13 protein-coding genes and 1 other annotated feature are annotated in these 11,908 nt (G+C 39.0%); of the genes, 1 reads left to right on the top strand and 12 read right to left on the bottom strand.

Going from position 1 to position 11,908, the window contains the following annotated elements:
• Positions 1-144: 144 nt before the first annotated feature.
• From RT761_RS07545 to RT761_RS07520, 6 genes are all read right to left on the bottom strand, one after another.
• The gene (locus RT761_RS07545) at positions 145-873 is read right to left on the bottom strand and encodes a UPF0280 family protein (RefSeq protein WP_218110816.1); all 729 of its coding nucleotides are present in this window, start codon (positions 871-873) and stop codon (positions 145-147) included.
• A gap of 3 nt (positions 874-876) precedes the next feature.
• Positions 877-1,287 (bottom strand): NIL domain-containing protein, encoded by a 411-nt coding sequence (locus RT761_RS07540; protein ID WP_218110815.1) that lies wholly within the window; start codon positions 1,285-1,287, stop codon positions 877-879.
• A 5-nt stretch (positions 1,288-1,292) separates the two neighbouring features.
• Complete coding sequence (locus RT761_RS07535; RefSeq protein ID WP_218110814.1) at positions 1,293-2,525, bottom strand: homocysteine biosynthesis protein; 1,233 nt, start codon at positions 2,523-2,525, stop codon at positions 1,293-1,295.
• Positions 2,526-2,563: 38 nt separating this feature from the next.
• Positions 2,564-2,806 (bottom strand) — a binding site (T-box leader).
• A 123-nt stretch (positions 2,807-2,929) separates the two neighbouring features.
• On the bottom strand, positions 2,930-3,919 hold the full coding sequence (locus RT761_RS07530; RefSeq protein WP_218110813.1) for a sugar ABC transporter substrate-binding protein: 990 nt from the start codon (positions 3,917-3,919) through the stop codon (positions 2,930-2,932).
• 133 nt (positions 3,920-4,052) lie between these two features.
• Positions 4,053-5,081, bottom strand: coding sequence for an ABC transporter permease (locus tag RT761_RS07525; protein WP_218110812.1), 1,029 nt, complete (start codon positions 5,079-5,081; stop codon positions 4,053-4,055).
• A gap of 5 nt (positions 5,082-5,086) precedes the next feature.
• The gene (locus tag RT761_RS07520) at positions 5,087-5,866 is read right to left on the bottom strand and encodes an ATP-binding cassette domain-containing protein (RefSeq protein ID WP_218110811.1); all 780 of its coding nucleotides are present in this window, start codon (positions 5,864-5,866) and stop codon (positions 5,087-5,089) included.
• A gap of 1,337 nt (positions 5,867-7,203) precedes the next feature.
• On the opposite strand from RT761_RS07520, the gene RT761_RS07515 reads away from it, so the two are divergent.
• Positions 7,204-7,452, top strand: coding sequence for a CPF_0552 family protein (locus tag RT761_RS07515; RefSeq protein ID WP_218110810.1), 249 nt, complete (start codon positions 7,204-7,206; stop codon positions 7,450-7,452).
• Between the two features lie 67 nt (positions 7,453-7,519).
• On the opposite strand, the gene RT761_RS07510 is transcribed toward RT761_RS07515, so the two are convergent.
• From RT761_RS07510 to fabZ, 6 genes are all read right to left on the bottom strand, one after another.
• Positions 7,520-8,143, bottom strand: coding sequence for a polysaccharide deacetylase family protein (locus RT761_RS07510; RefSeq protein WP_218110809.1), 624 nt, complete (start codon positions 8,141-8,143; stop codon positions 7,520-7,522).
• 92 nt (positions 8,144-8,235) lie between these two features.
• Positions 8,236-8,562, bottom strand: coding sequence for a thioredoxin (gene trxA, locus RT761_RS07505; RefSeq protein WP_218110808.1), 327 nt, complete (start codon positions 8,560-8,562; stop codon positions 8,236-8,238).
• A gap of 1 nt (position 8,563) precedes the next feature.
• Positions 8,564-9,160: a glycerol-3-phosphate 1-O-acyltransferase PlsY gene (gene plsY, locus RT761_RS07500; protein WP_218110807.1), complete on the bottom strand. Its 597-nt coding sequence runs from the start codon at positions 9,158-9,160 to the stop codon at positions 8,564-8,566.
• Positions 9,161-9,165: 5 nt separating this feature from the next.
• The gene (gene fabF, locus RT761_RS07495; protein ID WP_218110806.1) at positions 9,166-10,407 is read right to left on the bottom strand and encodes a beta-ketoacyl-ACP synthase II; all 1,242 of its coding nucleotides are present in this window, start codon (positions 10,405-10,407) and stop codon (positions 9,166-9,168) included.
• 14 nt (positions 10,408-10,421) lie between these two features.
• Positions 10,422-11,405 carry a beta-ketoacyl-ACP synthase III gene (locus RT761_RS07490; RefSeq protein ID WP_246465105.1) on the bottom strand — a complete coding sequence of 328 codons (984 nt, stop codon included), beginning with the start codon at positions 11,403-11,405 and terminating at the stop codon, positions 10,422-10,424.
• Positions 11,402-11,842 carry a 3-hydroxyacyl-ACP dehydratase FabZ gene (fabZ, locus tag RT761_RS07485; protein WP_218110805.1) on the bottom strand — a complete coding sequence of 147 codons (441 nt, stop codon included), beginning with the start codon at positions 11,840-11,842 and terminating at the stop codon, positions 11,402-11,404. Before fabZ ends, RT761_RS07490 begins: the two co-directional genes overlap by 4 nt.
• Between the last annotated feature and the right edge of the window lie 66 nt (positions 11,843-11,908).

Raw genomic sequence — 11,908 nt, 5'->3', positions numbered from 1 at the left:
TGTTATTCATATTAGCAAAAACCAAGTCGAGGGAAAAGACATCAGATTAGGGAGCATAAAGAATAGTCAGGAGGTAACTTTAATGGAGAAGTCTTAAAATCCTTAAGAACAACAAACTGCAATTAATTTATCTTCTTCAAAACATTAAAGATGTACTAGCTGTAGATCACCCCGAATACCTAAAACATCCTGAAAAATAATAACAACTCCAACGATTTCTTGAATATTTTCACAATGTTTTAATACTTTCTCAATATCTTTTTTTGAATGAATTAAGTTACCAACACTTGTCGCCCAAGCATCTGCTACTGCTGATGAATGAGCAACAATAGTAACTGCATCAGCTTCTCCAAAACTTAAAGAATGGCCAATTTTCCCAGAAGATGTTGCCACTCCGAAAGTTTTCCCCGGTGAAATCAATAAACCGATTTGGGAATTGAAGGGAGAATTTTCTCCAGCATAAATAGCGATGACTCGTTCTCTTAAAGAATGGATTAACAGATCTCCTCCGTTTTCGATAATCAATTCTGTCGTTTTTGATAAGAGTCCGTTTGCCAGTCGATCATTCACCGCTCCAGCCACCGCAGCCATCGGTCCAACTCCTGCCCTTTTTGCGGCATCTGCCATATTTTTACATATAGGAGGAGCAAAATCATCGATTAATATCGGAATTAAAGACTTTCGAAACTGTGAATTATAGCGAATATAAGCCTCTAAGTTCCTTCGCTCTTTATCTAAAAGAGAATAAGAGAGTTGACTTAAATCGCATTGAGCATAGATCATGAGATCGCTTTCGTTTATCTTTACTGCAAAAGATATTAAATCAGAGGGTTTTATGGTCTTACGATAAAACCGCTCCACATATTCGGTCATAGATTAAAATAAAGCCTCCATCGCACGGGTAGGACAAGCCAAAACGCAAAGCTCACAAGCAATGCATTTCGATTCTTCAAATATTACCCGATAAGATGTCTTGTCCATATAAAGAGCAGAAGTTGGGCAAACTCCCAAGCAAGAACCACAGTCGATGCAACGTTGATCGTTTTTCTTAATATCCTGGCTTAAAGGTTGAATTTCTACTCCTTTCTCCTGAAGATACTTGAGACCTTCCTCATTTTTAGTATTTTCACCGATGATCTCCAAAACCATAAGTCCTTCATGATGCGGAGAAATAGAGGCACGAAGAATGTTAAAAGTTAATCCAAACCGAAGTGCCAAATCACATACCACCGGTCTCTCGGCCGCTTCTCGGGGAAAATGTAAAACCACCTTCTTAGTCGATACCATTTGACTTACCTCCTAATCCCATTGGCATTATTAGTAAAAGGTCTTTCGGTAAGATTTCTAAAATGAACATCTGATTCTGTATTAGGAAGAGCAAGTGTTGGTTGGGTTAAAATGAAATCTCCATCTTGAATCCATTTTTTCAAAAATGAACAGATTTCACGAGCACGAGAGTAACTGGAAATTGGTGAGGTTGGTATTTCCTTCCCTGCGTGATGTATTTTACCACTTCTTAATTCCGCATAATTTACATATCCCAAAACTTCGCCAGTTCCATTCGGATAAGCATTACTATAATCAATGATCGGCGCTTCAATGTCTTGATCTCGAACTGCGCAAAACTGGAGAGTTTCTTCATCAAGTATGGGGATGGGAACTCCCAATCCAACAGCAAGAGAACATCCATAACCTCTGACACTTAACCCCCAAAGCCAATTAGGGTCCATGCCTTTCATGTCTCCAATTACTGCCAAGGTGCCCGCACCCCCTTTTGGTATTCCCTTATCGTTTCTTTCCACTCCAGGGTCATGTTGAGTCCCCTGCCAAGCAACATAACCAACGCCACCACCTAAAAATATCTTGGTCCCGACACCAATAGTTCGATAATGAGGATCATTCAACAATGGACTTAACTGACCAGCAGATGAAAAGCCAGCATTCCCCAAATGGGGAAGAAGTACTCCAAGATAAGTGTAGATTATTTTGTCGGAGCAATTCACGGCAACATTGTAATTTTGATATGCATTACGGGGATTAAAGAGATAGGCTTGATTTAAATCTTTAATATTAATCCAGGTTATTAATTTTTTACGAGGATATTCATCGGTTCCATAACCGTATGCTTCTAATAATATATCTTTACCGGCAACTAAATCTTGAATGACATGACCTCCCCCATACTTGAATTCTCCGGGATAGATTTTATTCAATGGATCATCTTTGGCAACCTGTGTTGCTCCGATATAAAGGTCAACAGCTGCTAAGCCTCCATAAGCCATTACTCCATTTAAGTAAGCTTCGTTGATCTTCATCCTTGGTTTGGTATGACCGGTGTTAATCATAGCACCTGAAGAACACATCGCGCCAAAGGTCCCAGTGGTTACAACATCAATTTCTCGAGCGGTTTTCTCGATTCCTTTTTTATCAACTAATTCAATAACCTCTTCAGCAGTGACAACAACTGCTTTTCCTTTTTTAATCTTTTCGTTTATTTCTTGATAAGACCTCAAAGCAACAGCCATGATATGCACCCCCTATTTTAAAAATAAAAAACCCCCGCCCAAGGGGCGGGGGTTCATCCGCGGTACCACCCTTAATTCTGATAGTCTATGACTATCCAACTCATTCCCCATCTTAAACATCAGATGGCAATCGAATAACGCCGATTAGACGGTTCCGGCTACTCTTCTTTCACCGTAACGGCTCCCGGACCATGTTCACCGAGTTCTGAAGGACCGGCTTCCACCTTACCCGGTTCTCTATTCCTTCTTCCTCAACTACTCATCCCGTTCTAAGCCGATTAATATTTACGAATTATAACCAGGGCCATTATAAATGTCAAGCATAGTTTGTTTATTTAATCAATAAGCATTCTAGCTTATTTAAAAACCCTCTCCTAAAATATAGGAGAGGGTTTTTAAATTCATCAACGATATCCAGCGTTAATAAGCTCTTCCAATTCACCGATAGTTTCCGGAGTTACAGTTCCAGCTCCGGTGTTAATATTAAAACCGGTGATTTTATACTTTTTAGTCAAAACGACTTGAACAATGGGGATAAACCCTTGCAAATAGAGTTGTTGATCCAGAACCGCACTAATGTATCCAGTTTTAAGTCCTTCAATGGTAGCTGGTGATAAATCGATACCGGCAGAAATAATTTCACCTGGTTGTTTTTTCAAATTATCCCTCAGCAGATTAACCAAAATTCCAGTGATTGCCCCATGTTGGGTCCCAATTGCCTTGCAATCCGGATTGGCTTGAAAATATCCGGTTAATATTGGTATGGCTGTCGAGGCATCAGCATCAGCTTCAGGAGAAATTTCTTGGCGATCAACAATGATTCCGGCATCTTCAAGGGCTACTGCCATTCCTTCTTCGCTTTGTCCACGGAATGGCTGTGAGAAAAGACCATATACAATGGCTTTATCTCCTGGTTTTAAGCCAGCTTTTACCATCGCTTGACCAGTTAAATATCCACCCGCAAACAAATCAACACCAGAATATCCAAACCCTTTTGCTAAAAACTCTTCCTGGATATCAGGAAGCGGGGTATTGTTCACGGTAACAATAATTCCTTTACTATCAGCTTCTCTTGCCAAATCCCACATTGCCGCCGAACCTGGATGTCCCATAATAACAATCCCATCGGGTTGAGCAGCAATGGCTTCCTTAAATTGTTGAACCATTTTTTCTGGTTGCCACTGAGAATACTGTTCGATTAATTTGACACCCAAAGCTTTAGCAGCTTCACGCGCTCCTAAAGTTCTCTGTATAGTGGCAACAGCACCTTCAGCTCCTCCCATTTGGCAGTAAATAACCATTCCTTCCCCTAAAAGTTTATCTTGGGCATAGAGTGGTAGAGTAAAAGTTAAGAATATCAATGCAACGATGAGAATAAATGAAATTTTTTTCATTTCCTATTCCTCCTTAATAATATTGTACTTAGAACTTAAAAAATAATCGGAGATATTCCTAATTTTATTTGAAAGCTTTTCCCTCCTTTCTATCAAATAATTCAATAACCTATTTTCAATTCCTTCAATAAATTTATTCTTTCTTTAATCCTTTAGTAAAAACTGAATTCTTTAAATTATCAAAAAAACAAAGTCGCTTTCCGTTGGTCCGATCAAGTACAATATTCAAGGCAATAGAACCAAGCATAATGAGTCCGGTGGTCAAACGAGTCCAGAATCCACCTACACCAGAAGCTGTAACCCCAGTCTCAAGAGAACCTACAATAAACATACCAAACAAGGTGCCGATTACCCGGCCTTCTCCACCAGTAATTGATGTTCCTCCAATAAAAACAGCTGCCATGACTGGGAGCAAGAAACCACTTCCTTGATTCGTCCAAAAATTAGTCATTTCAAATGTGAGCAAGCAGGCTGCAAAACCACCCATTAAACCCATTAAAGTAAAAACCTTAATTTTGGTTGAATCAACATTGACTCCCATGACCCGAGCGACATTGACGTTGTCTCCAATAAACATAATACTTTCCCCAAAAGTATGACGATTCAATAAATACCAAACAAAAATTGTCAAACCAATGGACCAAATGGCTTGAGCAGGAAATAGATCCCCAATTCTACCAACCAACAAGGCATGAAGAAGAGAACCTTTTATTGGATTGACGTTGAGAGAAACTCCTCCTGAAATTAAAATGGTTAAACCCGTCCAAAAGAAGTTGGTCCCCAAAGTTGTCATTATTGAAGGAATCCCAACCTTGGTAAGGATCAAACCATTCATATAACCAATAAAGGCTCCGGCTGCTAAAGCTGCTAAAAAAGGAATAAAAATCATTCCGGTGATGTGAAAAAGATAGGCAAACACCATTCCACAAAAAGCAATAACCGATGGAAAAGAAAGATCAATTTCACCAGCAGTGATAATCAGAGTCAATCCGGCAGCTAAAACTAGAGTAGGAGCATTATAGGTTAAAAAAGACATATATATGGTTGGCCTTAGAAAAGCATTAGGTGCGGTCTTCATAAAAGCTAAAATTATAACCACAAAAACCAGCATGACTGGAAAACCTTCTATGGCTAATAAACCCTTTTTCTCAGTTTTAATCATAGCTCCTATTCGTCTCCCCTCTTTTTAGATGCGAATCGTAATAGAAATTCATCTAATTTTTCTAAAGACATCTCTTCTTTGGAGAAGTTAGCTACCACCATTCCCCGATCAATAATTACAAAACGGTCGGAGATATCGTAAACATGTCCGATGTTGTGGGATATATAAACACAAGCTCGACCAGAGACTCGAATTTTCTCAACAAATTGAAGAACTTTTTTGACTTCTTTAACCGACAAAGAAACCGTTGGCTCATCAAGAATGATTAAATCGGCATCAAAATGCATTGCCCGCCCAATGGCAATTCCTTGTCGTTCCCCACCTGAAAGCTTGCTCACTTTGGAATCAACACCAATACCAACACCTCGGAATCCAATCATATCCATAATGATGTTGTTGGCAATTTCTTTTTCCTTTTTAATGTTGATGAAGCCAAATCTATTCGTTATTTGCCGTCCAATAAAAAAATTCCTCCATAAGGCTTGTTTTTCTCCTAACGATTTATCTTGATATACAGTTTCTATACCATAACTGTGGGCTTTTTTTACATTGTAGTCTCGGGAAGTAACTTTCTTTCCACGGATATGGAGCTCTCCACAGGTGGGATGGAGAACTCCTGTCATAATTTTAACCATAGTCGATTTTCCAGCACCATTATCACCAAGTAAACCGACTACTTCATTTTTCCCAACCGAAAAATTAATATTTCTCAATGCTTCGACATTCCCAAAACTCATTCCGACATTTTTCATTTCAAGAATGTATTGGAAATTCTTATTCCCCATTTTCACCCCACCTTAATCCATCTTCTTTACGCATATAGCCTAATTATAATTTTCATATTTTAGTTTGTCCAGCTAAACAAGTATCACATTTTTTAGTTTATAAAATGGATATTTTCTATTATTCTTAGAAAGAATTGATCTTTTGAAAATTTTATTTTACCTTCAAACAATAATTCATCCTGGAAAACTCTTATCAGAATTGATCAACTAATAGCCAAAATCAAAAAACGTGATCAAATCATCTTTATCTTCTAATCTCCTTCCATCAAAGAATAAAGCTAATAAATAATTTAAATTCTCTTTCAATCCTGAAAATACTGGAACTTTTTTAAGGTCATTTTTATTGAGCAACTCACCGGGATTTCATTCTAGGCTTCCACCCTCATCTTCACCTTCTCCCAACAAGGGAGAAGGAACTTTGAGTCGTCATTGCGAGACCTGGTTTTTTGAGGTCGTGGCAATCTCTTGAATCATCTTTTATTATGTGTGGAATTGTGGAAATGGAATAAATGAGATGCTCATCATGTCCGGTAAAAAACGCCACCCTTTTCAGGATGAAAGAATGGCTCAATGAGATTGCCACGTCGCATAGGATGCTCCTCACAATGACGGAACAGAAAAAAACTCAAATCCCCTAACCCCCTTTACTAAAGGGGGAAACGATTCCTGGTTACCTATTTTCATCCTCATCTGGTGCTGCTAGGCAGCATGAGGGTCTATCCTGAAAATACCATCTTATAAATTCCCCCATTGAGGGGGGATAAAGGGGGGTGTGCCTTTAATCGGTCATCCTGAGCCCTCGCTTTTTGAGGGCGTGAGGATCTCATCTTTTAAGTTTTTTCTTCATAAATACTTTAAATGATGAGATTCTTACGTCGTCCGGCAAAAACACCGGACTCCTCAGAATGACTAAGTGGATGGTAGAGATTGCCACGTCGCACAAGACGCTCCTCGCAATGACGGATTTAGATAGGTATTTTCATCCTCATCTGGTGCTGCAAAGCAGCATGAGGGTCTATCCTGAAAACCTACGGGCATGATAAATCAAGTTCCTACAAAAGATTTAAAAACTGTAGGGGCACAAAGTATTGTGCCCTTTCTTTCATTATTGTAGCGACATGCCATGGCATGTCGAATCTTGGAGTTTTTATTATCATCTGGTGCTATCTTTAAACATGAAGGTCTATCCTGGAATAGGATTATTCTAAAAAAGGAGCATAATTCATTCTTTTACAATTACAAAATTACCGTTAACTTAATAAAAAAATGTAATAAAAAAGAGTAGTAACTTACTTTCAGGAATTCCTTTTGTTAAAATGATAGAGGAGGTGAACAATATGGCTCATAAACTACTCGTAGTTAAAATTGGAGCTCGTTCAAATCAGGCTACCAAAGTACAAGAAGTATTAACTCAACATGGCTGCAGCATCCGAACTCGATTGGGGCTCCATGAAACTTCTCCCAATTATTGTGCTGAAGATGGATTAGTAATTCTCGAGTTAGCAGATAATCAAGAGGATATTCAAGCATTAAGAAACGATTTGGAAAAATTATCAGGAGTTACTGCTCAGTATCTTGAATTATAAAATAATAAAACCTCATCTTTCCGATGAGGTTTTATTATCCATATTACTCATTTAAATAGGAAATGATTTATTGACTCATTAAGTTCGAAACCGGTTCTATTTGATACCCTCGTTTATGCAAGGTTTCAATAATTTCTGGCAAAACATCAACAGTTTTAGAAAGACTATGAAGGAGAATTATAGAACCAGATTTTGCATTATTCAAAACATTGTCCAATATTGCTTGTCGATTGTCAGTATGAAACCAATCTCTTGAATCTACTGTCCAAAGTACGATACCATACCCACTCATTCCACAAGCTTTTTTAATGTTTTCATCAATTAAGCCTCCCGGTGGTCTAAGGTATAATGGTATCTGGCCAGTTGTTTCAACGATGCACTTTTCGGCTTTATCGATATCTTCAAGTAACTCATCGACGGATTTCCCGCCACTCCAGCGATGAGTATAGGAATGGTTTCCTATTTCATGACCATGATTAACGATTTCTCTGGCTAAGTCAGGATTATTATTTACCTGGTACCCAACCATAAAAAAAGTTGCCTTGATCCGGTAGTTGCGTAATATTTTCAATATTTTTTGGGTGTACATATTTGGAACATCATCAAAAGTCAAGGCAACTTTTTTACCAATTCGATAATTACTGGACAACAGACGAACACAATTATATCCATAGACCTGATCATCATTCAATCGTAAACCCCAGGCTATTTCAACAAATATCACTATCAGGAAAAAAATTAAAGAAATACAGACCAGGCCTTTTTTATTTATCATATCTTTAATTATAAAATATTATTAATTTTGTTTTCAATGGCTTTCTTGGCAACATAACCGACAATCCGGTCGACTTCTTTTCCTCCATTAAATACAATAAGGGTCGGAATAGCACTAATCCCATAACGAGCAGCTATTTCGCCACTATCATCGGTATTTAATTTTCCAACTTTTATCTTGTCTTTCATGTCTTGGGCAATTTCCTCCATAACCGGAGCCATCATTCGACAAGGCATACACCAACTTGCCCAGAAGTCAACAACCACTGGTGTAGTTGATTGAAGAACCTCAACATCAAAATTTGTTTTGTTCAGATCGATAATCGAATCTGCCATTTTATTCACGCCCCTTTTTGCCTATTTTATGTTCTTTTCCACCTACTAACCTTTTTATATTCTCACTGTGTCTTAAAAACACCAAAGCACAAGCGAATATTCCCCACCAAATAATTTCTGGAGACTTTTTAAAAATATACAGACCTATGGGCATGAAAAGTGCACCAGCCAAAGAACCCAGAGAGGAATAACGACTAATCAAAACCATCCCAATCCAAGATAAAAAGCTAATAATAGCAGCTTGATAGGAAAGGTAAAAAAGAATTCCCACGGTTGTAGCAACACCTTTTCCACCCTTAAAATGGAGAAACACCGACCAATTATGACCTATAACAATCATGAAAACCGCTAAAAACCATAGGAAGGGATTCTGGACAAAACGCGTCGCTAAATAAGCTCCTAAAAAACCTTTTAAAGCATCAGCAACCCCCGCCAATAATGCCGGGGTAAATCCTAATACTCGAGAAACATTGGTAGCACCGATATTCCCGCTCCCATATTTCCGAATATCGATCCCCTTAAGCAACCATCCAATAATCACCCCGAAAGGAAGAGAACCGATGAGGTAATTAATCCCTATAACCCACCATCCAGACATGATAGTTACTCCTTAAATTGTCCAAAAATCAAAGAACCATTATGCCCTCCAAATCCAAATGAGTTAGAAATTGCATTGCGAATTTCCATTTTTTGGGCTTTTTTAGGGACATAGTTTAAATCACAATCTTCATCTGCTTCTTCAAGGTTGATGGTTGGATGTACGATATGATGATATATTCCCAAAACAGTTGCTGCTGCTTCCATAGCTCCAGCAGCCCCTAAAAGATGACCAGTCATAGATTTGGTTGAACTAATTTTTAATTGGTACGCTCTTTCGGCAAATACCTTTTTAATTGCCAACGATTCCATCTTATCATTTAACGGTGTTGATGTTCCATGAGCATTGATATAATCGATATCGTCAATCTGAAGTCCGGCGTCATGAATTGCATAAAGCATAGAACGAGTCGCTCCTTCACCTTCTGGATCGGGTGCAGTTATGTGGTATGCATCACAACTAGCACCATACCCTTTCAACTCAGCATATATCGGAGCACCTCTTCGTTCTGCTGATTCTTTTGTTTCTAAAATCAACGCTGCTGCCCCCTCGGCCATAACAAAACCATCCCGATTTTTATCAAAAGGTCGTGAAGCTTTTTTTGGTTCTTGATTATAGGTAGAAAGGGCTTTCATCGAACAAAAACCGGCTAAGGCAAGAGGTGTAATTGATGCTTCCGAACCAACCGCCACCATTAAGTCAGCATCACCTCGCTGTAGGATCCGGAAGGCTTCTCCAATCGCATGAGTAGATGACTCGCAGGCAGTTGAAACGCAACTATTGGGACCTTTTAAGCCCAACTGTATGGCTACGTTTCCCGCTCCCATATTAACAATCATCATCGGAATAAAAAAAGGGCTGACTTTTTGGGGACCACGATTCATCAACACTTCATGTTGTTCTTCAAAAGTAAAAATCCCTCCTATACCCGAACCCAATATAACACCCGAACGCTCATGATTGAGCTTATCTAATTTTATCTGTGAATCCTGAAAAGCCATGATGGAAGCGCTGACGGCAAATTGGGAAAAACGATCCATCCTGCGAGCATCTTTGCGAGGTAAATATTCATCACAATTAAAGTCTTTTACTTCTCCCGCTATTTGGCTATCATACAGATTAGCATCAAATCTGGTAATAGTATCAATTCCCGATTGTCCATTTATAAGGGCTTGCCAAAAATTTTCTTTTCCAATACCGATTGGGCTAACCACCCCAATTCCGGTTATCAAGACTCTTCTATCCAAAGTTGAAACCTCCCTTACCATCGAATAAGAGCTGAACCCCATGTCAAGCCTGCACCAAAACCAACCAGCAATATAATGTCTCCTTCCTGGATACGATTTTCTTGAACTGCTTCAAAGAGTGCTAAAGGTATTGATGCAGAGGAAGTATTTGCGTATTTATGAATGTTTACAAAGATACGATCTTCGATAATGCCAAGACGTTTCGCAGCTGATTTGATGATTCGTATATTAGCCTGGTGGGGTATAAATAAATTGACATCTTCAATCTTTATCTTCCCCTTTTCTAAAACTTTCAGCGAAGCTTCTTCCATAATTTTTACGGCAAATTTAAAGACTTCATTTCCTGCCATTTTTATGTAATGGAGTCGATTTTGAACTGTATCTATTGAGGCTGGCATACGGGAAATACCAGCTGGAACTTCAATATAGTTAGCTCCTCCTCCATCAGCGCCTAAATGAGTCGAAATAATACCCAGTTTTTCTCCCAGACCTAACACAGCTGCTCCGGCTCCATCACCGAATAGCACACAGGTTGCTCTATCTTTCCAGTCTAAAACTTTCGATAAAGTTTCAGCTCCAACCACTAAAGCGAAATTTCCACCCCCGGCGGAAAGATACTTTTCTGCCATAGAAAGAGCATAGACAAAACTAGTGCAACCGGCTTCGAGGTCAAAGCAGGCAGCATTTTCTGCTCCCAATTCACGTTGGAGAATACAAGCTGTCGCTGGAAATAGCATATCGGGAGTGACGGTAGCTACGATAATCAAATCAAGGTCTGACGATTCCACACCAGATTTTTTCAGAGCTATTCGTGCCGCTTCAATTGCCAGTGTAGATGTGGTTTCGCTTTCTGAAGCAATTCTTCGCTCTCGTATGCCACTTCGACTGACGATCCATTCATCACTGGTATCAACCATTTTTTCTAAATCAAAATTGGTTATGACTTTTTGAGGAACGCTTGCTCCCACTCCTAGTATTCTCACTGGTTGATTTTTCAAATCTCTTCCTCCTTCTTTTCAACGAGCGAAAAACCGATTTCTCCCTCAGCGACTATTGATTCGTTGACCTTGGCAACACAATTTAATTTTCCCATTCTTTTACGAATCTTGAGAAGCTCGACCTTAATAATTAATTGGTCCCCCGGGACAACTGGTTTTCGAATTTTCACCCGATCAATTGTAGTAAAGTAAGGAACACAATCATGATATTCATCCAAATTCATCATCATTGTGGCACCGACCTGAGCCATAGCTTCGATGATGAGCACACCTGGCATGGTTGGTAATCCCGGAAAATGACCTTGAAAAAACCATTCATTAATTGTCACGTTTTTAATTCCAACGGCTGTCATTTCTTCAATAGTAACTCTATCTACCAATAAAAACGGAAAACGATGGGGCAAGATTCTCTGGATCATTCGACTATCCAAGTCCATTTTTTAATACCTCCCCTTTTTTAAAAGTCTTCTATTCAATCCTCTATCAGTTCGTCGTGTTCACGC

The organism is Atribacter laminatus, assembly GCF_015775515.1.
Lineage (GTDB): Bacteria > Atribacterota > Atribacteria > Atribacterales > Atribacteraceae > Atribacter > Atribacter laminatus.
This window is presented reverse-complemented; position numbering and strand designations above follow the sequence as displayed.

Coding starts and splice junctions, on each gene's coding strand:
- RT761_RS07545 (WP_218110816.1), bottom strand. CDS start 873: ATGACCGAATATGTGGAGCGGTTTTATCGTAAGACCATAAAACCCTCT.
- RT761_RS07540 (WP_218110815.1), bottom strand. CDS start 1,287: ATGGTATCGACTAAGAAGGTGGTTTTACATTTTCCCCGAGAAGCGGCC.
- RT761_RS07535 (WP_218110814.1), bottom strand. CDS start 2,525: ATGGCTGTTGCTTTGAGGTCTTATCAAGAAATAAACGAAAAGATTAAA.
- RT761_RS07530 (WP_218110813.1), bottom strand. CDS start 3,919: ATGAAAAAAATTTCATTTATTCTCATCGTTGCATTGATATTCTTAACT.
- RT761_RS07525 (WP_218110812.1), bottom strand. CDS start 5,081: ATGATTAAAACTGAGAAAAAGGGTTTATTAGCCATAGAAGGTTTTCCA.
- RT761_RS07520 (WP_218110811.1), bottom strand. CDS start 5,866: ATGGGGAATAAGAATTTCCAATACATTCTTGAAATGAAAAATGTCGGA.
- RT761_RS07515 (WP_218110810.1), top strand. CDS start 7,204: ATGGCTCATAAACTACTCGTAGTTAAAATTGGAGCTCGTTCAAATCAG.
- trxA (WP_218110808.1), bottom strand. CDS start 8,562: ATGGCAGATTCGATTATCGATCTGAACAAAACAAATTTTGATGTTGAG.
- plsY (WP_218110807.1), bottom strand. CDS start 9,160: ATGTCTGGATGGTGGGTTATAGGGATTAATTACCTCATCGGTTCTCTT.
- fabZ (WP_218110805.1), bottom strand. CDS start 11,842: ATGGACTTGGATAGTCGAATGATCCAGAGAATCTTGCCCCATCGTTTT.